A 23529-nucleotide genomic window follows, 5' to 3' on the forward strand; every position below is an offset into this window, starting at 1 on the left:
TCAGGTTCAAATTTCCATTGACATGAACTATCTTTGCCCCCTGGCCTCCAAGTAAATACTCTCCTTCTATCCCTATCATGGCTAAGATAATCACTAGCAGGATATAAATACTCATTACTATAGTAAACACTTTTAATACATACCTCCGATGAAAATACTGCATTCTTTACTGACTCTGGTAATTCTCCTTTTATCCTTTCAAGCTCAGATTTTTTTCCGAATGAACATTATGGTAATTACTCATCTCCATAATTCTTTTTACATAACGGGCTAACCTAAACTCCGCATTTTCTACACCTTTAACTTCAATACTAGCTCCAATATTGAGAAGATTTGTAACTTCACTAACATTCCCACTTTCTACAGCAGCAAATAAAAGTCTATCATACTCACTTTGCTTTGGTCCTAAAAAGTTTACTACTTCTGACTGACGAGAGGTATTTGCTACATCTAAAGGTTTTCCACCATCCTTATTTTTAGCTCCAATGTTAGCCCCCTTATCTATAAGAAATCTAATTATCTCTAAATGACCTCCTTCAGCAGCCCTATGCAAAGATGTGTAACCATCACTATCTCTAGCTTCAATATTAGCCCCTTTCTCAAGAAGTTCTCTAACGTCACTAAGGCGTCCTGCTCCTGCAGCACTAACTAATAAATCATCATTGTTTAAAGTCATTTGTCCCTCCACATTTATAAAAACTTACCTAACTTAACTAAGCAATCACACTATAACAAGCCACTCTTACCCTGAGCTTTTTTCTTTCCTCAAGCAACACAGAAAGGACCATCTTCCCTCAAACAAGAATTCTGGAATGCCCTCACATAACATAGCCCGCTCACAAAAGTAAAATTACCTTAGCCATCACACACTTACATACCATAAAAAATTAGTAATCTAATGTATTTCAGGAATAGTACTCCACTTTTAAAACTTGTCAACCCCTAATTTAAAATTTTTTTGAAATAATTTTTGATGAAAATTTTTAATGAATTACTATTAATTTAATATTAAATATTACTAAGAACCTAAATAATACAACCACTTTCAGCAATAAAAACCAGCTAGCATGAGAAGATTTTTTTGGAAATCGATTGGTCTTGCAAATGTGCTTAAAATCTTCGTTTCAAGCCCTGGATGTAAATTTATTTGCCTTTTTTTGACTATTTGGGGTTCCTTCTCTATCTCTTGGTGTTAAAAGTTCAAATGAATCTGCACTTGTACGTAAAGCCTTTGCATTTCTCCCATTTTTTCTATTATTTTCTTCACTTTCAGCCAATAAGTGGTTTTCTATTTCACCTTTTTATATCAATTTATTACTTTCTTTTTGATTTGACACACTTTTTTGAACATCTCTATTGTGGAACAAACTTTCTCTTGGTTCTCCAATTTAGACACATGAGCAAAGATTGTGAGCTTTCTCCTCTTACTTCAAAAACCAATATCTTCTTTAATATGATTACTTCTATGTACTTACTAAATTAGGCTACTTAAATTCCTTAGGCAGGTTATAAACGGATACCTTTGCTGAGCTTTCAAAGCTCTTTATAGAGGTAGGTGATTCTAATGTTCCAGGTACGTCATCATAATCAGATAGTTGCGTAGAAATTGAATTCGTCCTAATACCCTGAGATGTACCTTCTTGAAAATGAAGTAATTTATTTTCCAACTTATCTCTTGCTTCTCTAAAACTGTCCAATTTTTTTTGCAAGCTAACACTTTCTTCTTTATACTTTGAAAGTGTTAAATCGATAAAATGATTACACAACACTATTAGACCTGTAACACTAGAAAATAACAACAAGAGAGGATGAATGGTAACACCTGGCATATCTCCACTTCTTGCATCATGAAAATTTTTATACATATTAAGACAAGAGCCAAAAGCTGCAGAGCATACAAAAGCAAGTTTTGTTCTGCACAGGAAATACTCGACTTGCGCTAATTTTTCATTGCAATGTGCTAATTCTTTACGCAAATCATCAATTTTATCACTATAGTACCTAATAAACAATTGTTTTGTTTCTTCATTATTAACATATTTCCATGCTCTATAAGATCTTCCATCTATGAGCTCAACGTTTACATGCTCTGATTTTAGAAGCGCACTAATTGCGTTACTACTTCTAGAACGCACAGCTTTATGTAGAGGTGTGTAATCGCTTTTAACATCTTTCCTTCTGTTAATATTTTCATAAGTTAAATACTTGAAAAGAGCCGAAATACATTCTGGGTCATTACCTTCAATCATACGCGTCAAGTTAAGAGATTGTGAGCAAATTTAGAGAGGTTATAGCTCTTTTTACAATAATCCGAACAGACCGTAATATGCTACTGGCCTGCTATAGCCATAAACACATATCTTATCGCATTCGGACTATTATAAGAAAGGCTATAAAGTGGATACTCTAGCCCTTCTACGTTTGTCTTTTAATGAAAATCGCGACCAAGTTATAGTGAGTTTTTTAAGAAATGCTTTTAAACTATTAATTTTGGTTAATACTAAAAATAACTCTCTAACCCGCCTTTTTAGCTCAATAAATGCCTTTGTTAAGCTAAGTTCTGTATTCTTTTTCACTTCTGTGCAACCAACTATGCCGTGAAATATAAGAATTGCGCACAATTTAGCATATAGTTCACATAATACTCTGCATGGCTTTCCTTTTAGCTTATCAAGCCTGATATGGCTTTTATACAATTTAAATAATAACTCAATTTGCCACCTTACTCTGTAAATCGTTAATACTTGCTCAGCACTAATTTTATTTTCTGGAACATTAGTTATAAATATTGACCAGTTCAACAATTTTTGATTTCTTTTAGAGGATCTGCGATCTTGCTAATCTATTAGCTTTCCTTCTTCTGCCCATAGACTGTTCTTCAGTTAGTTTCTGACATATAATTCTTACTCTAATTTTTGCTTCTTTTCCTAACAATACCTCGTTTTCTAAAAATAACTTATCCTCTCAACATTCTAATAACTCCATTTTTTGATTTGTTTCTACATCATATATGTTGGTATCGACGACTTATGAAATAAGCTCCTATTTCATTGATTTGTTTAAAAGAACTTGGCACAAAATAACCGAGATCAGATATTAGCAAATCATTGCTTAATATATTACTTAAATGTTTCCTATATCCCTGGTCTGATCTTACCCCCTCCGTTAAATTAAGTTGGTCTATTATCTGATTCATGTAGTCGAAAACTAATTGTAACTTTATTCCAGACTTAGTATTGCTTTCATAGCCACTGTAGCTAGTACCATAACCTTTATACATCTCTTCCATACTGTTAGGTAGAGTAATATAGCTACTGTCCAATAATTTAACACTATTAAATTGCTGTAAGATTTTGCAATCAACTTGCAAGATATTTTTAAAGAGAATCACAGATTCATTATACATCCTTTTCATAAATTCCACTGCTTCTTCAGTAAATCTAAAATCCAAACCTTGTTTTGTTATATCTATCGAGTCCTCGTTTAGTAATTGACACATTGTTTCTACGCTACAATTATCAACTCCTATATTACCCAAGACCATGGCTTTTACGAATGATGAACCTTTTAGCTTTCTCTTTCTTTTTATAAACCTTGTTGTAATTGAGATTTTCTCTGCTTTTTCATTAAAAAATTCTTTGAGCTTTTTTGATAAGCAAGTTATTTTATTCATTGGTTCTCTCACTAAAAGTATATCTGGGAGAACTTATACCTTATTATTCTATCTCTTTCATACCTTTATTTCCTTAACTTGACGCGTATGTTACCTTCAATAGCCAGAGTAATTGGTTGGTAGAAGTCATAGTCCTATCCCCCTTGTTTGAGTTTTATTATTATGACTCCCCCATAAGAACCGTGCTTGCAGTTTTCCCGCACACGGCTCCACAATAATAGCGTTCACGATATACCTCCTATATATAAAGAAAAACATATTTTTGGCTTTGGTAGTGGATTGACTTGTTTGTAGTTCATGAATTGTTCCCAAGTCATACTCTTTTTCTGACTACGACGGTTTATCCACTTAAACGTTAGCTTATTTACCGCCCACTCAAACTTACTGAGCCATCGGTAATTTCCACTAATCCCGAAGTAGTTATAGTGCCCTCTTAGTTTAGCTTTTAGTATTTGCCACCAATCTTTGAGACAAATCCGGTTACGTGTCGTTTTCAACCATTCTTTGATTTCTTTAAGTTTCCTAGCTAGGTTTATTTTTGAGGTTTTATGCCCCATAATTAGCCTGCCATTACGACTTTTTGCACAGTAGTGCGTAAATCCTAGAAAGTTGAAACTTTCCATTTTCTTCTTTTCTCTCTTTGCTTGGTACCATCCTTTCTTGCCAAACTTTACTATCCTCGTTTTGTTTTCAGATATTTCCAAACCAAACTTGGCTAATCTCTGTTTCAGTGATCCTAGAAATTCCTTAGCATCTTCCTCATTTTCACAGCACACCACAAGGTCATCTGCGTACCTGACTAGCTCCATATATCCTTTAGATTTGGGTTTTACTTTCTTTTCAAACCATAGATCTAGCACATAGTGTAAATATATATTGGCTAATACTGGGCTTACTATTCCTCCTTGAGGTGCTCCTTGTGTGGTTGCTTTATAATATCCAGCTTCCATGACTCCAGCTTTAAGGAATTTCTTTACTAACCACAATAAATTTGGGTCAGATATTCTTTCCTTTAAGCACCTAATTAGCCATTTATGCTGAATATTATCGTAGAACCTCTTTATGTCCACTTCCACAATATAGTTTGTTGGTTTGTACATAACTGTTTTATTTAATGCTTTAACCGCTTGGTGGCAGCTTCTATCAGGTCGAAACCCGTATGATTGGTCTAGGAAATTTGCTTCATAGATATTTTCCAATATCTTCTTTAGCATTATCTGCACCAGCTTATCCTCTGTCGATGGTATTCCAAGTCCGCGTTTCTCTTTGCTTCCGGCTTTTGGTATATATACCCTTTTTACCGGTTGCGGTTGATATTGCTTTCTCTTCATACTATCTATTAGAGTTTTAAGCTTCTCATCGAGGCTTTCTCCGTAAGCTTCTACTGTCACCTGGTCTATACCGCAAGCCTTGTTGCGTTTTAGTTCCTTATAACACTCCGCTAGATTTTCTGCATTAATTAGATGCACCAGCGATGTAAATTTTAACCGCTTGTCTCGCTTTGTTCTTATCGCTATCTGGTTTAGTTTCTTTTGCATATTCCTCCAATCTCTGTTGTATTAGTCTTGCAATCCCTATCCCAGTTGCTATATTGCTGATCGCTTCCCCTTGTATGTGGCTTTCCCACACTCTGAGTATTATCAATCAGTCCGACTTCCTTTGTATCTTTCGTCAGTCCTCGCCTTTGTTGGCTTGTTCTAACGTACCTAAATAGGAATACAAAGGATCTCCCAAGTTCATTTAGAACCCATCTCAATACATGATACGGCCTTAGATCCCGATAGAGTGAGTGATAACTTGCCTTATCGTTATCCTTCATGCTGTCTTCCACTAAAATGCACAATGTCGACCTCTATGATGTCGGAAATTTCGGGACTCAATACCTTCACTTTCGTTGCACCCTGTATTGTCCGTTCCATTAGCTTTACTACGTTCGTTACCTTACGCAGCATAATGGTTCGTTTTAGGCTATTGGCTAGACTTTGCCTAAGTCGGATTTTCACCAACTGTGTTCTAAACGCTTCTCTTGGCGCACGCATCTTTTCCGTCTTTATCCTTAGAATTAATAACTTTAGAAAGCGGCTTTTCATTTTCTTGCTTACCTTCAAAATACTTGCACTCATACACCTTATTCGAACGATATGGCTCCTTAAGAATACACAAAAGTTCTTTTACAAGATCAACCTGATTTTCTTTAATAACCACATGCAAAAGTGTGTTTTGATTTTCCTCATCTTGTAACAGTAAAACATCATACAAATAAGCATTTTCATGTAGATAACTAATCTCTTTATTGAAACGTGTTTTATCTATACCTTCTCTTCCTCCTTTACAGATACTGAAGAGTCGTAAACTACCTTCCAAAGCATTGTGATCAATTGCAGAGGCACGTTGCCTTCTGTATAAAATTGGCGCTCCTTCTACGCAAACACTTCCGAAGTAACGAGCAATAGGGGAATGGATACATGCACTTAAAAAATTAGTAAGAGGGTTACAAGTGTTCACACCATTCCTACCTTCAAGCAGTCTAACTACATCTAATTTTTTATACGAATCAGCATAATATAAAGGATCCCGATCATAACAGTCCTTAGCATCAATTATAGCATCACATTCAAGAAGAAGTTTAGCTACATCTAAATGACCTTCCCTAGCAGCATAATGTAAAGGTGTTCTAGCTTTTTCATCCATGGCCTCAACTTTAGCACCTTGGCTTATAAGAAAGCTAACCATACCCTCTCTATTGTAGTAAGCAGCATAGTGTAGAGGAGCTATACCCAAACGGTCTTTAGCATTAATTATAGAATCATGGTCAAGAAGAAGTTTAGCTGCATCTAAATGACCTTCCCCAGCAGCATAATGTAAAGGTGTTTTATCTTCTTCATCCATGGCCTCAACTTTAGCATCTCGGCTTATAAGAAAGCTAACCACATCCTCTCTATTGTAGCAAGCAGCATAGTGTAGAGGAGTCATACCAAAACGGTCTTCAGCATCAATTATAGCACCACGGTCAAGAAGAAGTTCAGCTACATCTAAATGACCTTTCCCAGCAGCATAATGTAAAGGTGTTTTAGCTTCTTTATCCACGGCCTCAATTTTGGCATCTTGTTTTATAAGAAAGCTAACCATATTTTTTCTATTGTGGTAAGCAGCATAGTGTAGAGGAGCCATACCAAAACAGTCTTCAGCATCAATCATAGTACCACGGCCAAGAAGAAGTTCAGCTACATCTGAATGACCTTCCCTAGCAGCATAATGTAAAGGTGTTTTTCTACTATCATCTTGAACGTTAACCTTAGCATTTCTACTGAGAAGAAGTTTAAGGACATACAAATTACCCTTACAAGAAGCTACACACAAAGGCGTTTGATTGTTTATACCTTTAGCCTCAATATTAGCACCTCCATCAAGAAAATCACTAACCTTTCTAATATCTTTTCTTTCTATAGCAGAAAATAAATATTTATCTAGCTTTGCTCTCAAAAAGTTTGCTACTTCTGTGTTACCAAGCTCATTTACTATGCGTAAAGGTGTCTTAACATTATTATCCTTAGCTAAAATGCTGGCACCTTGATCAACAAGAAATCTAACCATATCGTATTGACCTGCACTAACAGCATAGTGTAGAGGTGTCCAATTTTGGTCACATCTAATGTCAATATCAGCACCAATACTAAGAAGAAGTTGAGCTACATTTACACTATTTTTACAGGCAGCCCAGGACAGCAAAGGCAACTTATCTAAAAGTTCACGATTAACATTATATTTATCAATATGTTGATCAATATATTCCTCCAACCGTTTAAAGTCGTCATTTTCTATAGCATGCGTAAAATCCGTTGTAAGGCTCGTTTGATCTTTCATAAACTATATAAAAAAAACTATTTTCCTACTCAGTACAATACTCCATTTTTAAAACTTATCAACCCCTATTTAGAAATTTTTTATGGAATAATTTTTGATGAAAGTCTTTAATATATTGCTACTAATTTAGCAATATATACTGTTAAAAACCTAAACAATATAACCATTTCCAGCACCCAAAACCAGCAAGCGTGAGAATAATTTTTCTTGGAATCGGTTGGTCTAGCAAAAATTACATTACTAATTCCAAGAAAGCGGAGCATTTGGATCATCTGGAATTTCATAAAAAGGCAGCCTATCAATTAACCATACGCGTCAAGTTAAGGAAATAAAGGTATGAAAGAGATAGAATAATAAGGTATAAGTTCTCCCAGATATACTTTTAGTGAGAGAACCAATGAATAAAATAACTTGCTTATCAAAAAAGCTCAAAGAATTTTTTAATGAAAAAGCAGAGAAAATCTCAATTACAACAAGGTTTATAAAAAGAAAGAGAAAGCTAAAAGGTTCATCATTCGTAAAAGCCATGGTCTTGGGTAATATAGGAGTTGATAATTGTAGCGTAGAAACAATGTGTCAATTACTAAACGAGGACTCGATAGATATAACAAAACAAGGTTTGGATTTTAGATTTACTGAAGAAGCAGTGGAATTTATGAAAAGGATGTATAATGAATCTGTGATTCTCTTTAAAAATATCTTGCAAGTTGATTGCAAAATCTTACAGCAATTTAATAGTGTTAAATTATTGGACAGTAGCTATATTACTCTACCTAACAGTATGGAAGAGATGTATAAAGGTTATGGTACTAGCTACAGTGGCTATGAAAGCAATACTAAGTCTGGAATAAAGTTACAATTAGTTTTCGACTACATGAATCAGATAATAGACCAACTTAATTTAACGGAGGGGGTAAGATCAGACCAGGGATATAGGAAACATTTAAGTAATATATTAAGCAATGATTTGCTAATATCTGATCTCGGTTATTTTGTGCCAAGTTCTTTTAAACAAATCAATGAAATAGGAGCTTATTTCATAAGTCGTCGATACCAACATATATGATGTAGAAACAAATCAAAAAATGGAGTTATTAGAATGTTGAGAGGATAAGTTATTTTTAGAAAACGAGGTATTGTTAGGAAAAGAAGCAAAAATTAGAGTAAGAATTATATGTCAGAAACTAACTGAAGAACAGTCTATGGGCAGAAGAAGGAAAGCTAATAGATTAGCAAGATCGCAGATCCTCTAAAAGAAATCAAAAATTGTTGAACTGGTCAATATTTATAACTAATGTTCCAGAAAATAAAATTAGTGCTGAGCAAGTATTAACGATTTACAGAGTAAGGTGGCAAATTGAGTTATTATTTAAATTGTATAAAAGCCATATCAGGCTTGATAAGCTAAAAGGAAAGCCATGCAGAGTATTATGTGAACTATATGCTAAATTGTGCGCAATTCTTATATTTCACGGCATAGTTGGTTGCACAGAAGTGAAAAAGAATACAGAACTTAGCTTAACAAAGGCATTTATTGAGCTAAAAAGGCGGGTTAGAGAGTTATTTTTAGTATTAACCAAAATTAATAGTTTAAAAGCATTTCTTAAAAAACTCACTATAACTTGGTCGCGATTTTCATTAAAAGACAAACGTAGAAGGGCTAGAGTATCCACTTTAACCTCTCTAAATTTGCTCACAATCTCTTAACTTGACGCGTATGGTTCAAAAAACTCACCTCAACCTGGTTAAAATTTTCCTTAAAAGACAAATACAGAAAAACAAGAATATCAATAGCTTATTGTTTTAGCATTTACGATAAAGCAGTAAGCATTTTAAGACTAGTTACTAATTTAGTAAAATTCAAGACTTTCAATAATTTACCTAAAATCTAATCCAGAATTCGGGTTAATAATAAAATCTTGTTTTTTGAAAATGAATTTGGTAAACTTTAAAGATGTATGTGACAATATGGTGATATATTGTTTTTAGTATTTAATAAATTAAAGTACGTACTTGATAATTTTTCTGAACGCTCTAATCAAGCTAAAATAGGTAAGCTAGATAAAATTATTCTTAGTTTAAAATTGGTATAAGGTATTAAGATGAAAAAAATTGAAATTTCAGAATTACTAAAAAGAATTTCAATCTGTTTACTATGCGTGGCAACTATTGTCTCTATCGCTTTTTTGTTTGCCTATATGCATACAATGTTGCTTAGTAAAGGGTATGAGTTAGCTGCACATTATGTTAGTGAAGCTATGCCTTGTGTGTTACTTGTCGTTCTCCTTTTTATTGTTTGGTTTGTATATGATCAAGTATTCAGCAAACTAAAGGAAGTAGAGCTGCCTATATCGATAGAATTAGCTAATTCAGATGATAAAAGAATAACATTTGCTGATGCTATAATTGATGATTCCTTAAAACAACGGTTGCAGATGATTTGCTGTGACCAAATGACAGAAGAAATGCGCAAGCTGTTTGGAAATAAAAGTATTAATTCACTAAGAGGTTACATATTATATGGCCCTCCTGGAAATGGTAAAACACTTATCGCTCGTGCAATTGCAGGTGAATCAAATATGAATTTCATAAGCATCTCAGGTCCTGAACTTATTGGAGTATATATTGGTCATGGTGCACATGCTGTACGCGAGCTTTTTAAAATAGCAAAAAAATATTCTCCTTGTATAGTCTTTATAGATGAAATAGATGCAGTTGCTCAAAAAAGAAGTACCGCTAATAACTCAGCTTACCATTGTCGAGAGAGTTTAACACAGTTGTTAACTGAAATAGATGGATTTAAGAGCAGAAAAGATATAATAGTAATTGGTGCAACTAACCTTATCGGTGGTATAGATCCAGCACTTATTAGACCTGGACGTTTAGGTCAGAAGGTTTATGTCCCTAATCCAAACATAGAGGTGAGACAAAAGATATTGGCACTTTATATGCGAGGTACAAAAACTGATGAAAAGCTAAGCCTCCAAGACATTGCAGACAAGACTGAAGGCTATTCTGGGGCTGAGTTAGAGCAATTAGTGAATGAAGCAAAAATTAGCGCTGGTGCGCAAAGACGGCTTATAGTGAGTGAGGAAGATTTCAGTTACGCGCTTCACAGGTTAAGTCCAGAACAAGAAAGAGATAGAATAAAGTTAGTTTCAAACGCGAAGACACAGATAGAAGAAACTTCTTTTATACGGTAAACATAAAAATTGAAATTATAGAAGTGTAGCTGAGCCAACCTTCGTTATTCTTATTATTACCCACAAATAAAGACATGGTATTGCATTTACTCAAATAATTTAATTTTATTAACCTGAAAGCTTATTGGATTAAAATTATTAAATTAAGAGTTATAATTTTAGCAACTAAAAGCTGTAAATTGCACCATATAAACAGTTATTTCAAGCAAAAGTTATACTGACCTTAGCCAGAAAAAGTGGTGGAAAAGTTAGGAATGTTTTTTACAAAAAAAGACAGTATCAATAAAAAGGATTTTATTCTATTTGAAATATAAAATTATCATGTATTTTTCTGTTATTCCCAAGTGAATTATTATTAACTTAGCAGTATATATTATTAAAAACACAAGCAATACAATCATTTTTAGCAACCAAAACCAGCAAGCGTGAGAAGATTTTTTTTTGGAATGAGTTGGTCATGATGTTTGTAAAACTTAATTTGTACACTTTACTTACCCCCAGTAATTCTGATATAGTTACTTTAGTTAAAGTCTATAAAAGTTTATAAATGGCAACCTTAAGTGTAAGAGAAGCTTTATGCACAGCAATTAGAGAAGAAATGCAAAACGACTCTGATGTGCTTATCATGGGTGAAGAAGTTGCAGAGTATGATGGTGCTTATAAAGTAACGAAAGGATTACTGAAAGAGTTTGGAGAAAACAGAGTAGTTGATACGCCTATTACCGAACATGGATTTGCTGGCCTTGCTGTTGGAGCGGCATTTGCTGGATTAAAGCCAATCGTTGAGTTTATGACTTTTAATTTTTCTATGCAAGCTATTGACCAAATTGTGAATTCCGCAGCAAAAACAAATTATATGTCAGGCGGACAACTTGGATGCCCTATAGTATTTCGTGGACCAAATGGCGCTGCAGCAAGAGTTGCTGCACAACATTCTCAATGCTTTGCAGCTTGGTATTCGCATATACCGGGGTTAAAAGTAATAGCACCCTATTTTGCCTCCGATTGCAGAGGTCTGCTTAAAGCTGCAATTCGTGACCCTAATCCGGTAATATTTCTAGAAAACGAAATAGCTTATGGACATGAGCATGAAGTTTCTGACTCTGAGCTATCAAACAAAGATTATCTACTTGAGATAGGCAAAGCTGCTGTTATACGGGAAGGAAAGGATGTAACTATCACTGCTTTTTCATTAAAATTAATGGATGCCTTAAATGCAGCAGATTTACTTTCGAGTGAAGGTATAGAAGCTGAAGTTATTGACCTCAGAACCTTAAGACCACTTGACACTCAAACTGTTATTAACTCTATTCAGAAGACTAATAGGTTAGTTAGTGTAGAAGAAGGATGGCCATTTGCAGGAATAGGAGCAGAGCTGTCAGCCGTTGTTATGGAACAAGGATTTGACTACCTTGATGCTCCAGTTGTACGTGTAACTGGCAAGGACATCCCCTTACCTTACGCTGCAAATCTAGAAAAAAAAGCATTACCGCAAGTGGAAGATATAGTTGAAGCCGTGCATCAGGTCTGTTTTAGAAAAAAATAGTTCTTTTTTGTGTCTCCTGTTCCGCATTGGTCCATCAAAGAAGTATTTCCAGTGCCGCCTATACCACCCATTACTTTTATGACGATAGTTTTAGCACCGAAAAATACAGCACAAAATATACCGAGTGCAAAAAGAGCTGGCCATGGCATTCTACCAAATATCGCAAGCAAAGCTGCACCTATTATCACTACGGTCATAAGCGGTCCGCCTATTCCCCAAACGTAGCCAATAATGTTACATATTATAGCCTTTCTTATAATAGTCCGAATGCGATAAGATATGTGTTTATGGCTATAGCAGGCCAGTAGCATATTACGGTCTGTTCGGATTATTGTAAAAAGAGCTATACTTGAGCAGTTGTATCAGTATTAGTGTCAGCGGCAGCACTCCCAACATGAGAAAAAGAAATAAATAATACTATAAAAAGAATATTAAAAACTTTCCTAGGGTTCATCTCTATACCTTAAATTTAGATATTGCAATTATACCTAAAATACTATAATTTTTAGTAAAACTAGCATAAAGATTGAATAACAAACAGTGCCACAAAAGTAGTTGACACACAACTGCACAAATATTGTAATATAGACATAGTAAACGATATTATTCCAGTGCTTGACGCTGGAATCCAGACTTTAATTGTTATATTTATAAATAAGTCTGGTAAGAATAAACGTTCATCTCAAATGCAGTATTTTTGTTGAAATAGCTCAACTGGATCCCAGTGGGCTTTGTTGCATAGCAACTGAAAAAATCTGGTGGCTACTGACAAAATTCATTATAAAATAGCCATTTAACCTTGAAAGAAAAAATATGCCACAAAAAATGAGGGTCAGTAACCATAGCGAATATAACAAATTTCTAGAAAAAAGAGGAAATATTTTTCATTATATCAACGAAGCCATAGAAAAGTGGTACGAGAATGGTCCAAAAATACCAGGTGGCAACAATATTTATAGCGATAAAGTTGTAATTTTGGTGCACATAATAACTTGTTTATTTAGAATAGGCCTGAGGCAAACAGTTGGGTTTATAGCAGGATACCTTGAGCAAATTGGGAAAAATTTGCAAGTTATCAGCTATTCACAATCATCAAGAAGGTTTAAGAAACTCAATATTAAGATCAATGATTGCAGAAAATAATATGGAAGATATCGAAATTGCTATAGACAGTACAGGAATTAGTATATACAACAACACTCCTGGTCATAGCAAAGAAAATAGCGAAGATAGAAAGTATCGCAGCTATGAACAGACAAGAAAATTGCATGTAATGTTGAATACAAACAGCAAAAAAGCCATAGCTGTAAAATACAGTAACGGCTGATCACTATGGAGCTTGTGATTTGCTAAAAGAAGTCGATTTTCAGTATGTCATAAAAGTACTATATGCAGATAGGGCATATGACAGAGAAAAGCTCTATAAGCTGTGTAATCAATATGGTATAAAAACGAAAATTCCTCCGAAAAACAACGCAGCAGAGCATCCAAAGTTAGACTATATGGCTGAGAGAAATTCTGCAGTCAAGCTCATAAAGTCATATGATGAAGATGGTATAAAGAAGTGGAAAAAAGAGATGAGTTATGGAAAAAGATCTTATATAGAAAGTTTTTTCTCGCGACTGAAACAAACATTCGGGTTTAGTTTTAGGAATAAATCTGAGACAAATAGAGAGAAGGAACTAAATGCTATTTGCTCAATAAGTTCACTGATATTGGTATGGCTAAATTTGAGATAGCTTCATAAATTTATTGTGCGTTACCTACTATCCGAAGAGCGATGCAACAAAGCCATCCCAGTGTCAAGCACTGGGATGACAGCAGTCCTACGTCATACCGCCGCGGTATCTCAGCCGCTAACAAGTAGCGGGATGACGGTTGTCGTTTAGCCATAAACATTAAGAAATTTACCAAATGAAAAAAAGGCAAAAGAAGCCCTGAGGTTATTATCCGCTTTAAAATATTGGCGTTTTTTATGTTTTAAACGCTTGACAAGCGAGATTCAGCCACTTTTAATTGCAACTAACCTACGCTGCAAATGTTTAAGAAATTTACTAAGCAGAAAAAAAGACAAAGAATCCCCGAGTTAGCTAGTCTTTTACTATCTCTGTCGAGTATTGGCATTTTTTGATGTCTTGTAACGCTTTATAAGCGCGTTCAGCTTATTTAGATAAAAATCTAGATGTAGATGAAGTTTTGTAAAGACATACAGTATCTATATACTGCAAAAAATTGAACATAAGACGCCGATACATTAAGTAATCCTTACCTTTTAATCTGCAGATTGGCGAAAGCAAATACAATAGCTTCAGTTTCATGATAGGGGGGCTGGCGGAGTTTGTCAAGCAAGTTTTTTCGTTTCTACTGAATGACAGTTGTGGCTTGGGAGGTAGTGCAAGAAGTCTATTGTATTACTGAATTATTAATAATCTAGTAATAGTGCCTGCTATGTAGCTAAAATTTTCCTTTAACTTAAGCTATATGTAGCTAAAATAACTTGGGTTTACCGACAACCGTCATCCCGCTGCTTGTTAGCGGGATCTAGAGATATCGCGGCGGTATGACCCTGACTTGCATTAGCTATGTATAATAAAGGGAATCTATGACAAAAGAATCATTGGTAAAAACTGATATAGTGAAAGTTGAAGACAAAAAGGCGGTAAGAAGCTTTTTTAAAATACTAGGTGGAGTGGCAGATGCTGTAAGATCGTGGATTGGTAACATCAGTCCTGATTTAAGCAACAGTCGCGATATCGATAGTTTAGTCTTGAAGATGAACGAGTGCTTAAATCCAAAGGGAGGGGAGGTTTCAGCACGTAAAAACGCTGTATCTCTTGGTAACTTGTACTTAAGCTTATCAGAGAAAGGTAAAATAAAATTTCTACAAACCCTGGCAGAAAAATTTAATCCGAATAAAGCGGAAATAGATGAGAAAATTAGAGAGTATAAGAAAAACCAAGATCCCGAGTTAAACTATAAATTTGAACAGGATTTAATAAAAATTCTTGAATCACCGCGTTCTAAAATATTAAAGCAATTTATTTCTTTACCAGAAGGCCTTAAGTTTATTGTTGATATGCGTTCTGATGTGCTTAAGCTAAAAAACCAACATAGAAGCTTGAATCCACTAGAGAACGAATTAAAAAATATACTCTATACTTGGGTTGATGTCGATCTACTCGATCTTCGTCAAATCACTTGGGATTCACCTGCATCATTGCTAGAAAAACTTATAAAATATGAAGCTGTGCATAAAATTTCCTCTTGGGGCGACCTAAAAAACAGACTAGATTCTGATCGTCTCTGTTTTGCTTTTTTTCATTACAAGATACCAAACGAACCTCTAATTTTTGTAGAGGTTGCATTGGTAGATAAGATTGCAGATAGCATTCAACACCTTTTAGATGAGTCAGTACCTTCAAATGATCCGAGTAATGCGAGCACTGCTATATTCTATTCAATATCAAATACTCAAGCAGGGTTATCTGGAATCAGCCTTGGTAATTTTTTGATCAAAAGGGTTGTAGAAAAGCTATCACAGGAGTTTAAAAGTATAAAAACATATGCAACTCTTTCTCCAATACCTGGCTTTACGAAATGGCTAAAAAACAATCTAAACCAAGATGTCACTTTATTGGGCAAACTAAATATAAAACAATCTAGTGCAGAAATTTTAGAAAGTGCAGAGCAATTAAAAACTAATGTTGAATGTACAAATGAAACTAAACAATACATGCTTAAACTATGTGCATATTATTTACTAAAAGTGAATAATAGTAATGGAAATACTTATGACCCGGTGGCGCATTTTCATTTAAGCAATGGCGCATCAATAAAACAATTAAACTGGATGGCGGATACTTCTGAAAAGGGTATTAGTCAGTCAGCCGGGATGATGGTAAATTATCTATATGAGTTGCCTAAAATAGATAATAATCATGAAAACTATATGGTTAATAAAGTGATTTCCTGCTCGAAAAAAGTGTCGTCTATGTTGAAGGAGTAAATAGTCTCTTAATAAAGGATTGCCCTCACAACACTTAAAATGTAAAATGGTTCTACTTAAGTAAAATAGCCATAAATGAACAACATAAGAAATTTTGCAATAATAGCGCATATAGACCACGGTAAGTCAACGCTTGCTGACCGTTTAATAGAGGAATGTAACGGCCTTGAAGCAAGAGAAATGACCAATCAAATACTCGATTCAATGGATATAGAACGCGAACGTGGGATTACAATTAAGGCACAGACGGTAAAACTCAATTATACGGCAAACGACGGTAATCAATATTGCCTAAATCTCATGGACACCCCAGGTCACGTTGACTTTTCTTACGAGGTAAGCCGAAGCTTAGCCGCATGTGAAGGTTCACTTTTAGTGGTAGATAGTAGCCAGGGCGTTGAAGCACAAACCCTTGCAAATGTATATAAAGCTATTGACAACAACCATGAAATAATAGTTGTGCTCAATAAAGTTGATCTTCCTGCTGCAGATCCAGAAGGGGTAAAACTCCAGGTTGAGGAAATAATCGGTATTGATGCAAGTGAGTCAGTTTTAATATCAGCAAAAACTGGACTTGGAATAAAAGATGTACTGGAAGCAATAGTAGCAAAACTTCCAGCTCCTCAAGGTGATGTAAATGCTCCATTGCAAGCAATTTTGGTTGATAGTTGGTATGACACTTACTTAGGAGTAGTAATTTTAGTGCGAGTTAAAAATGGAGTGCTAAAAAAAGGCATGAGAATTGTTATGATGTCTAATAATGCTACATATCAAGTGGACAATATTGGTATTTTCACCCCTAAAAAAGTTATGACGAGTGAGCTTTCAGCGGGTGAAGTTGGTTTTATAACTGCTTCAATGAAGGAAGTAGCAGACTGCAAGGTAGGAGACACTATCACTGAGGAAAAGAGACCTTGTAGTAAAGCACTTCCTGGATTTAAAGAAGTGCATCCTGTGGTATTTTGTAGCATTTTCCCTCACAAAACGGATGATTTTAAATATCTAAGGGAAGCTCTAGAGAAGTTACATTTAAATGATGCAAGTTTTACCTTCGAAGCTGAAACTTCAAATGCACTAGGCTATGGATTTCGTTGTGGTTTTTTGGGAATGTTGCATCTTGAAGTTATTCAAGAAAGGCTCGAGAGAGAATTTGATTTAGACCTAACAGCAACTGCACCGAGTGTTATATATAGGGTTACAACACGAAGTGGTGAAATTTTGAATATTCATAACCCAAGTGATATGCCAGATCCAACGAAAATTGAAATTGTGGAAGAACCATGGATTACCGCAACCATAATGGTCCCTGACCAATACTTGGGAGAGATTCTATCTCTATGTGAAGAAAGGAGGGGAGAACAGGAGGATTTATCTTACATTGGTAACACAACAACAGCATTGTTAAGATATAAATTACCACTGTCTGAAGTTGTTTTTGACTTTTATGATCGATTAAAATCAATTTCCAAAGGATATGCAAGTTTGGATTGGGAAATTTCCAGCTATCTGGTAAGCCAAATAGATAAATTAAGCTTTTTAATTAATGGAGAGCCCGTAGATGCACTGGCTTGTATCGTTCACAAAAGTAGGGCAGAAAAAAGAGGGCGTGAAATATGCGCACGCTTGAAGGATCTAATACCACGTCAGCAATATAAAATCGCGATTCAAGCGGCAGTGGGCGGAAAAATTATTGCCAGAGAAACGATTAACCCATACAGAAAAGATGTAACAGCTAAACTCTATGGTGGAGATGTAACGCGAAGAATGAAACTACTTGAAAAGCAAAAGAAGGGTAAAAAAAGGTTACATTCTATAGGGAACGTAAATATTCCACAGAATGCTTTTATTCAAGCCTTGAAGATAAGTGATTGATCTTAAAAGACTTCTTGTATAGTTTTTGGCAACAACCGTTAGAAACGAAAAAACTTACTTGACAAACTCCGCCAGCTCCCTTATCATGAAACTGAAGCTATTTATTTATCTTCGCAATCTGTGCAGGTTAATGACAAAAAACTTAGGGTATTTGGCGTCTCATGTTTAATTTTTCGCACTACGTGCATCGCATGTCTTTAAAAATTTTTAGGTTTTTACCTATATAAGCCGAAACGCGCTTACAAAGCGTTTAAGACAGCAAAAAACGTCAAATTGACAAGGGAGAATTTGAATGCTAGCTACTACGGGGTTTCTTTGCCTTTTTTCCTGCTTAGTAAATTTCTTAAACACTTGCGGTGTAGGTTAGTTGCAAGTTAAAAGCAGCTAAATCGCTCTTAATCAAGCGTTTTAGAATAAAAAAACGCCGATATTTTAGTACATAGTAAATAGCCAACCACCACGGGGCTTCTTTTGCCTTTTTTTCATTTGGTAAATTTCTTAATGTTTATGGCTAAACGACAACCGTCATCCCGCTACTTGTTAGCGGCTGAGATACCGCGGCGGTATGACGTAGGACTGCTGTCATCCCAGTGCTTGACACTGGGATGGCTTTGTTGCATCGCTCTTCGGATAGTAGGTAACGCACAATAAATTTATGAAGCTATCTCAAATTTAGCCATACCAATATCAGTGAACTTATTGAGCAAATAGCATTTAACAAGTAGTTCCTTCTCTCTATTTGTCTCAGATTTATTCCTAAAACTAAACCCGAATGTTTGTTTCAGTCGCGAGAAAAAACTTTCTATATAAGATCTTTTTCCATAACTCATCTCTTTTTTCCACTTCTTTATACCATCTTCATCATATGACTTTATGAGCTTGACTGCAGAATTTCTCTCAGCCATATAGTCTAACTTTGGATGCTCTGCTGCGTTGTTTTTCGGAGGAATTTTCGTTTTTATACCATATTGATTACACAGCTTATAGAGCTTTTCTCTGTCATATGCCCTATCTGCATATAGTACTTTTATGACATACTGAAAATCGACTTCTTTTAGCAAATCACAAGCTCCATAGTGATCAGCCGTTACTGTATTTTACAGCTATGGCTTTTTTGCTGTTTGTATTCAACATTACATGCAATTTTCTTGTCTGTTCATAGCTGCGATACTTTCTATCTTCGCTATTTTCTTTGCTATGACCAGGAGTGTTGTTGTATATACTAATTCCTGTACTGTCTATAGCAATTTCGATATCTTCCATATTATTTTCTGCAATCATTGATCTTAATATTGAGTTTCTTAAACCTTCTTGATGATTGTGAATAGCTGATAACTTGCAAATTTTTCCCAATTTGCTCAAGGTATCCTGCTATAAACCCAACTGTTTGCCTCAGGCCTATTCTAAATAAACAAGTTATTATGTGCACCAAAATTACAACTTTATCGCTATAAATATTGTTGCCACCTGGTATTTTTGGACCATTCTCGTACCACTTTTCTATGGCTTCGTTGATATAATGAAAAATATTTCCTCTTTTTTCTAGAAATTTGTTATATTCGCTATGGTTACTGACCCTCATTTTTTGTGGCATATTTTTTCTTTCAAGGTTAAATGGCTATTTTATAATGAATTTTGTCAGTAGCCACCAGATTTTTTCAGTTGCTATGCAACAAAGCCCACTGGAATCCAGCCTTTCACGCAATCCCATCAAGAACGTTATATTTTACATAACACTTTTATGCTTACCAACTTAATAAAATTCCTGGATCCCAGTGTCTGGGCACTGGGATGACAGGCTAGCCTGACAACCGTCATTCCTGTAAAGATCAAGTATCCCACTACGTGTTAGCGGATGAGATACCGCGGCGGTATGACGGTTCGTGGCGGTATGACGGTTAAGCAATTCGTCATCCCGCTGCTTGTTAGCGGCTAAGAGATACCGCGGCGGTATGACGTAGGACTGCTGTCATTCAAGTAGCTGAAACTGGAATGACACGTCATAAAGGAACCAGTGTCAGCTACTTGGATGATACCTTTTTTCTACTTAGTTTGGGTTATGCAAGAAGTCTATTTACTTCTTAACTTGACGCACATGATGTCTTGCAGCATCATCTACTGTCTCTAAATAAATCATTGCTAGACATATACCACTGTGTACTTCTACGGATACCTTATTGCCTAAACTTCGATTAAAGCAAGAATTTTTTCCCGGAAAAGCAAGATTACTAAGGTGCAGTTCCCATTTTAATCCTTTGGTTGATATTTGAGCTCTCGGTATACCAAGTAAAGATATTTTAGTATTTTTTGGCAAAGAAAAAAAATGGGTAATACCTTTTTGTAAAGTGTAACCTACCATGGGAGGTGAAGGTGTGTAAAAGATACTATCTGTACTTAGAAAAACGTTAATATTTTGTAGTATATGATCAATTGCTCCTCCAGTAATACCTGTTATTATCGATGGCAGTAACTTCATTGTCTTTAAATGGGCTATGGCTTTAGAAAAGTCACAATAATCTTGATCAGGTAGATATATCGTATTCAAATTAGCACGTAAATCCAGATTTACGCTATCCAAATCTCCTACTACAAGATCAGGTTTTACGCCAATTGATAGAAGCTTGTTTGCTCCTCCATCTACAGCAATAATAGGTATATCTCGTTTAAAAAACGATGAATCAGGTATTTCCCCATTTAGCACAACAATAGAACGATATTGTTGTTGTATGCTACAATGTAGTACATGATTATGAAATGCTTCACGCAGCTTTTGCATCGTAATAACATTTTTGAATAACCGATATTAGCAATTATACTAATTATTATCCAAACTAATCGTTGGTTGTGCATCTTGCTCAGAGATTAGGGCAACCAACAAATTATTTATCAATTGAACCTTTTGCTTGCCATCTAATTGTAAGCTTTTGTTTTTTTCAAAATGAGCTATTACTTCCTCGACAATTCCTATTGCATTTTGCACTATAAGCTTTCTTGCAGAAGTGATAGCATGTGCTTGTTGACGCCTTAACATTGCTTGTGCAATCTCGGACGAATACGCCAAATGCGATATTCTCGCTTCTGTAATCTCAATTCCTGCAATATCTAATCTTTGTTGTAACATTGACTGCAATTCACTCGAAATTTTATCAGAATTTTTACGTAAAGATTCCTCATCGCTTTCGCTGTCATACGGATAGTTACTAGCTAATTCTCTTATTACTGAGTCACTTTGTACAAAAACAAATTCGTGATAGTTGTTAACATTATAATACGCCTTTGCAGGACTGCTCACTCTCCAAACAATTACTGCTGAAATCTCTATTGGACTTCCATTGGCATCATTAACTTTTATTTTTTCTGTGTTAATATTCTGAAATTTTAGGGAAACTATATATTTGCTTGAAAAGGGAAGCGTTACACATATTCCAGACTTAAAATAAGTTCCAATATAATGACCAAAAAATTCTATCACTCTTGCTTCATTAGGGTCATTAATAAAAAATCCTTGAAGAAAAGTCAAAATTGAAACGGCAGCAACTCCAAGTGCAATTGTGCTGTCATATGCCAAAAAAAGCAGCGATAAAATTAATCCTAGCGCTATTAGTACAGGAAAAGCCCGAATTTGACTCAAATTTCTATCGTTTATCGTATTCTTATCCATATTGTCTTTAAACTTCTTTTTCACTTGAACTCTCTCTGTTGATCGTTTTGTTTATCTTATTTACAAATAGTTTAAACTCTCTTAATTCATGATCAGGCAATTTTACTTCAGTTTTATGTGCTATCGTAAGCGGATCAATGTGTTTGCCATTATATATAACTTCGTAATGTAAATGGGGTCCTGTTGCAACACCAGTGCTACCAACATAAGCGATGATCTGCCCCTGCTTTACTTTAGAGCCTAACTTTATATCGCCACTAAATCTACTTATATGCGCGTAACAGGTTGAATATTCATTTTTGTGTTTTATTTTGATGTAATTTCCATAGCCACCATTCTTTCCTATATATTCTATCACACCCTCTGCAGCAGCGTATATGGGAGTGCCAAGTTTAGCTGCATAATCCACTCCTTTGTGAAAAGCAATTTTACCGCGAACAGGATGCTTTCTATTGCCAAATTTTGAGGATATGCGATAATCTCCATTTAAAGGATTTGCAAAAATTTCGCCATTTTTTAAGCTTATTCCTTCTTTATTAAAATACCTTTCTTTGCCGTCTTGCGATTTATAATGATATAAACTAATAGCTTTCTTGTTTATTGTCAGTGAAGCATATAAAATTTTTTCTTCAGTCTTCTGATTATTAGGCAATCTCTCAAAAAGAACCTCCAATTTACTCTTCGGCACAATGTCTTTTTTAAAATCAACACCGAAATCTTTATATATGTTGATCAATTTCACCACTGTATTTGGCGCCAACCCTTCCGTGGCAAAAAAGGAAGATTTTATGGTACTGGATATGAATAACAACTTTCTATCACTTTCTGTCGTCAAAGTAGCTTTTTTTTTTCTGATTCCATGCTGGAATGGCTGTGCAAGATCTGTTGATGTTTCAGTAGCATATGCTGGTAAAATACAAAGCAATACAAATATTACCAGCCTCATAGCTTATCAACAAAAGTAAAATTACCTTCCACATACTGTACATCATCATTATCTTCCAGCTCTTCAACCAATGCAGATAATTTATCAATCAACTCTTTATCGCTAATTTCAATCAGATCTTTTGGCTGCCATGAAAGACGAGCAAGTTCTGGTTCTCCGAATTTTGCATAAAAGGCATCGCGTACTTTACCAAAATCTTTTATTTCACAAGTTATAACGTGTAATCCTTCTTTGTCATTTTCCTCAACATTCAATACTTCTAATTCGATTCCATGACTGAATAAATCGTCAAAATTCATACCTTCTGCTTTATAGACGATTAAGCCTACATGATCGAAAAGGTAACTAACACTTCCTGTTTCTCCTAAATTTCCACCTTTACGAGAAAAGATATAACGTACCTCAGAAGCAGTACGGTTGCGGTTATTAGTCAAGGCATGGACAATGAGTGCAGTGCCAGAAGGCCCATGACCTTCATATTGTATTTCCTCGTAATTTTCTCCAGCAACGTTACCAGTTGCATTTTTTATTGCTGTTTCTATTTTATCTTTTGGTAGATTTTCCTTGCGTGCAGCAAATATAGCAGAGCGAAGGCGCGGGTTGAGTTCGGGTAGCCCTTGCTTTGCAGCAACTGCTATTTCTCTAATCAGCTTCGTAAATTTTTGAGAGCGCTTTGCATCCTGAGCACCTTTCCGGTGTTTTATATTTGAAAATTGTGAATGACCAGCCATATTCAAATAGTTAAAAACCTAATTATA

21 protein-coding genes and 3 pseudogenes are annotated in these 23529 nt (G+C 35.1%); 9 read left to right on the forward strand and 15 right to left on the reverse strand.

Features of this window, described 5'->3' with window-relative positions; genetic code table 11:
• Positions 1 to 190: 190 nt before the first annotated feature.
• The 3 genes and pseudogenes from AAGD87_RS04870 to AAGD87_RS04880 all read right to left on the reverse strand — a co-directional run bounded on the left by AAGD87_RS04870 (position 191) and on the right by AAGD87_RS04880 (position 2249).
• Complete coding sequence (locus AAGD87_RS04870; protein ID WP_015589130.1) at positions 191 to 676, reverse strand: ankyrin repeat domain-containing protein; 486 nt, start codon at positions 674 to 676, stop codon at positions 191 to 193.
• A 405-nt stretch (positions 677 to 1081) separates the two neighbouring features.
• Positions 1082 to 1301, reverse strand: a pseudogene (locus tag AAGD87_RS04875) (transposase); the annotation flags it as partial.
• 183 nt (positions 1302 to 1484) lie between these two features.
• Positions 1485 to 2249: a hypothetical protein gene (locus AAGD87_RS04880; RefSeq protein ID WP_341817447.1), complete on the reverse strand. Its 765-nt coding sequence runs from the start codon at positions 2247 to 2249 to the stop codon at positions 1485 to 1487.
• 20 nt (positions 2250 to 2269) lie between these two features.
• Here AAGD87_RS04880 and AAGD87_RS04885 point away from each other — a divergent pair, with 20 nt between their 5' ends.
• Entirely contained in the window at positions 2270 to 2410 is a 141-nt protein-coding gene (locus AAGD87_RS04885; protein WP_182309233.1) for a hypothetical protein, read from the forward strand.
• Here the strand turns inward: AAGD87_RS04885 and AAGD87_RS04890 are convergent.
• The 4 genes and pseudogenes from AAGD87_RS04890 to AAGD87_RS04905 form a co-directional block, all read right to left on the reverse strand.
• Positions 2391 to 3673: pseudogene (locus tag AAGD87_RS04890) on the reverse strand (IS4 family transposase). The gene AAGD87_RS04885 and the pseudogene AAGD87_RS04890 overlap by 20 nt on opposite strands.
• A 224-nt stretch (positions 3674 to 3897) precedes the next feature.
• Positions 3898 to 5142, reverse strand: coding sequence for a group II intron reverse transcriptase/maturase (ltrA, locus tag AAGD87_RS04895; RefSeq protein WP_341817448.1), 1245 nt, complete (start codon positions 5140 to 5142; stop codon positions 3898 to 3900).
• A complete protein-coding gene (locus AAGD87_RS04900) occupies positions 5129 to 5317 on the reverse strand; it encodes a hypothetical protein (protein WP_226080281.1) in 189 nt (62 codons plus the stop codon). Before AAGD87_RS04900 ends, ltrA begins: the two co-directional genes overlap by 14 nt.
• Before the next feature lie 369 nt (positions 5318 to 5686).
• Positions 5687 to 7537, reverse strand: a complete 1851-nt coding sequence (locus AAGD87_RS04905; RefSeq protein WP_341817449.1) for an ankyrin repeat domain-containing protein — start codon at positions 7535 to 7537, stop codon at positions 5687 to 5689.
• Between the two features lie 397 nt (positions 7538 to 7934).
• Here AAGD87_RS04905 and AAGD87_RS04910 point away from each other — a divergent pair.
• The 3 genes and pseudogenes from AAGD87_RS04910 (at position 7935) to AAGD87_RS04920 (ending at position 12286) form a co-directional block, all read left to right on the forward strand.
• Positions 7935 to 9244 (forward strand): annotated as a pseudogene (locus tag AAGD87_RS04910) (IS4 family transposase).
• A gap of 395 nt (positions 9245 to 9639) precedes the next feature.
• Positions 9640 to 10740 (forward strand): ATP-binding protein, encoded by a 1101-nt coding sequence (locus AAGD87_RS04915; protein ID WP_138264985.1) that lies wholly within the window; start codon positions 9640 to 9642, stop codon positions 10738 to 10740.
• A gap of 547 nt (positions 10741 to 11287) precedes the next feature.
• Positions 11288 to 12286: a pyruvate dehydrogenase complex E1 component subunit beta gene (locus AAGD87_RS04920; RefSeq protein ID WP_012673123.1), complete on the forward strand. Its 999-nt coding sequence runs from the start codon at positions 11288 to 11290 to the stop codon at positions 12284 to 12286.
• On the opposite strand, the gene AAGD87_RS04925 is transcribed toward AAGD87_RS04920, so the two are convergent.
• Complete coding sequence (locus AAGD87_RS04925) at positions 12262 to 12597, reverse strand: TrbC/VirB2 family protein (RefSeq protein WP_341817450.1); 336 nt, start codon at positions 12595 to 12597, stop codon at positions 12262 to 12264. The genes AAGD87_RS04920 and AAGD87_RS04925 overlap by 25 nt on opposite strands.
• A gap of 502 nt (positions 12598 to 13099) precedes the next feature.
• On the opposite strand from AAGD87_RS04925, the gene AAGD87_RS04930 reads away from it, so the two are divergent.
• From AAGD87_RS04930 to lepA, 5 genes are all read left to right on the forward strand, one after another.
• Positions 13100 to 13429, forward strand: a complete 330-nt coding sequence (locus AAGD87_RS04930; RefSeq protein ID WP_007548762.1) for a transposase — start codon at positions 13100 to 13102, stop codon at positions 13427 to 13429.
• Positions 13413 to 13613 carry a hypothetical protein gene (locus tag AAGD87_RS04935; RefSeq protein WP_010082383.1) on the forward strand — a complete coding sequence of 67 codons (201 nt, stop codon included), beginning with the start codon at positions 13413 to 13415 and terminating at the stop codon, positions 13611 to 13613. Before AAGD87_RS04930 ends, AAGD87_RS04935 begins: the two co-directional genes overlap by 17 nt.
• A gap of 19 nt (positions 13614 to 13632) precedes the next feature.
• On the forward strand, positions 13633 to 14025 hold the full coding sequence (locus AAGD87_RS04940) for a transposase (RefSeq protein WP_182309185.1): 393 nt from the start codon (positions 13633 to 13635) through the stop codon (positions 14023 to 14025).
• An 863-nt stretch (positions 14026 to 14888) separates the two neighbouring features.
• Complete coding sequence (locus AAGD87_RS04945) at positions 14889 to 16292, forward strand: malonyl-CoA decarboxylase (protein ID WP_264339419.1); 1404 nt, start codon at positions 14889 to 14891, stop codon at positions 16290 to 16292.
• A 75-nt stretch (positions 16293 to 16367) separates the two neighbouring features.
• Positions 16368 to 18164, forward strand: coding sequence for a translation elongation factor 4 (gene lepA / locus AAGD87_RS04950; RefSeq protein WP_341817451.1), 1797 nt, complete (start codon positions 16368 to 16370; stop codon positions 18162 to 18164).
• Between the two features lie 653 nt (positions 18165 to 18817).
• On the opposite strand, the gene AAGD87_RS04955 is transcribed toward lepA, so the two are convergent.
• The 7 genes from AAGD87_RS04955 to AAGD87_RS04985 all read right to left on the reverse strand — a co-directional run bounded on the left by AAGD87_RS04955 (position 18818) and on the right by AAGD87_RS04985 (position 23502).
• Positions 18818 to 19225 (reverse strand): transposase, encoded by a 408-nt coding sequence (locus tag AAGD87_RS04955; RefSeq protein ID WP_007548764.1) that lies wholly within the window; start codon positions 19223 to 19225, stop codon positions 18818 to 18820.
• 19 nt (positions 19226 to 19244) lie between these two features.
• Positions 19245 to 19445 carry a hypothetical protein gene (locus tag AAGD87_RS04960; protein ID WP_010082383.1) on the reverse strand — a complete coding sequence of 67 codons (201 nt, stop codon included), beginning with the start codon at positions 19443 to 19445 and terminating at the stop codon, positions 19245 to 19247.
• The gene (locus tag AAGD87_RS04965; RefSeq protein WP_007548762.1) at positions 19429 to 19758 is read right to left on the reverse strand and encodes a transposase; all 330 of its coding nucleotides are present in this window, start codon (positions 19756 to 19758) and stop codon (positions 19429 to 19431) included. The genes AAGD87_RS04960 and AAGD87_RS04965 overlap by 17 nt, the downstream gene beginning before the upstream one ends.
• Positions 19759 to 20238: 480 nt before the next feature.
• Entirely contained in the window at positions 20239 to 20940 is a 702-nt protein-coding gene (locus AAGD87_RS04970; protein ID WP_264339420.1) for a thiamine diphosphokinase, read from the reverse strand.
• 39 nt (positions 20941 to 20979) lie between these two features.
• The gene (locus tag AAGD87_RS04975) at positions 20980 to 21825 is read right to left on the reverse strand and encodes an SPFH domain-containing protein (protein WP_338482109.1); all 846 of its coding nucleotides are present in this window, start codon (positions 21823 to 21825) and stop codon (positions 20980 to 20982) included.
• Between the two features lie 7 nt (positions 21826 to 21832).
• A complete protein-coding gene (locus AAGD87_RS04980; RefSeq protein ID WP_264339421.1) occupies positions 21833 to 22771 on the reverse strand; it encodes a M23 family metallopeptidase in 939 nt (312 codons plus the stop codon).
• Positions 22768 to 23502, reverse strand: coding sequence for a YebC/PmpR family DNA-binding transcriptional regulator (locus AAGD87_RS04985; RefSeq protein WP_155968523.1), 735 nt, complete (start codon positions 23500 to 23502; stop codon positions 22768 to 22770). Before AAGD87_RS04985 ends, AAGD87_RS04980 begins: the two co-directional genes overlap by 4 nt.
• Positions 23503 to 23529 lie beyond the last annotated feature (27 nt).

The organism is Wolbachia endosymbiont (group A) of Pherbina coryleti (genome assembly GCF_964026875.1).
GTDB classification, from domain to species: domain Bacteria; phylum Pseudomonadota; class Alphaproteobacteria; order Rickettsiales; family Anaplasmataceae; genus Wolbachia; species Wolbachia pipientis.

Coding starts and splice junctions, on each gene's coding strand:
- AAGD87_RS04870 (WP_015589130.1), bottom strand. CDS start 676: ATGACTTTAAACAATGATGATTTATTAGTTAGTGCTGCAGGAGCAGGA.
- AAGD87_RS04880 (WP_341817447.1), bottom strand. CDS start 2,249: ATGATTGAAGGTAATGACCCAGAATGTATTTCGGCTCTTTTCAAGTAT.
- AAGD87_RS04905 (WP_341817449.1), bottom strand. CDS start 7,537: ATGAAAGATCAAACGAGCCTTACAACGGATTTTACGCATGCTATAGAA.
- AAGD87_RS04915 (WP_138264985.1), top strand. CDS start 9,640: ATGAAAAAAATTGAAATTTCAGAATTACTAAAAAGAATTTCAATCTGT.
- AAGD87_RS04920 (WP_012673123.1), top strand. CDS start 11,288: ATGGCAACCTTAAGTGTAAGAGAAGCTTTATGCACAGCAATTAGAGAA.
- AAGD87_RS04925 (WP_341817450.1), bottom strand. CDS start 12,597: ATGCTACTGGCCTGCTATAGCCATAAACACATATCTTATCGCATTCGG.
- AAGD87_RS04930 (WP_007548762.1), top strand. CDS start 13,100: ATGCCACAAAAAATGAGGGTCAGTAACCATAGCGAATATAACAAATTT.
- AAGD87_RS04935 (WP_010082383.1), top strand. CDS start 13,413: ATGATTGCAGAAAATAATATGGAAGATATCGAAATTGCTATAGACAGT.
- AAGD87_RS04945 (WP_264339419.1), top strand. CDS start 14,889: ATGACAAAAGAATCATTGGTAAAAACTGATATAGTGAAAGTTGAAGAC.
- lepA (WP_341817451.1), top strand. CDS start 16,368: ATGAACAACATAAGAAATTTTGCAATAATAGCGCATATAGACCACGGT.
- AAGD87_RS04960 (WP_010082383.1), bottom strand. CDS start 19,445: ATGATTGCAGAAAATAATATGGAAGATATCGAAATTGCTATAGACAGT.
- AAGD87_RS04965 (WP_007548762.1), bottom strand. CDS start 19,758: ATGCCACAAAAAATGAGGGTCAGTAACCATAGCGAATATAACAAATTT.
- AAGD87_RS04970 (WP_264339420.1), bottom strand. CDS start 20,940: ATGCAAAAGCTGCGTGAAGCATTTCATAATCATGTACTACATTGTAGC.
- AAGD87_RS04975 (WP_338482109.1), bottom strand. CDS start 21,825: ATGGATAAGAATACGATAAACGATAGAAATTTGAGTCAAATTCGGGCT.
- AAGD87_RS04980 (WP_264339421.1), bottom strand. CDS start 22,771: ATGAGGCTGGTAATATTTGTATTGCTTTGTATTTTACCAGCATATGCT.
- AAGD87_RS04985 (WP_155968523.1), bottom strand. CDS start 23,502: ATGGCTGGTCATTCACAATTTTCAAATATAAAACACCGGAAAGGTGCT.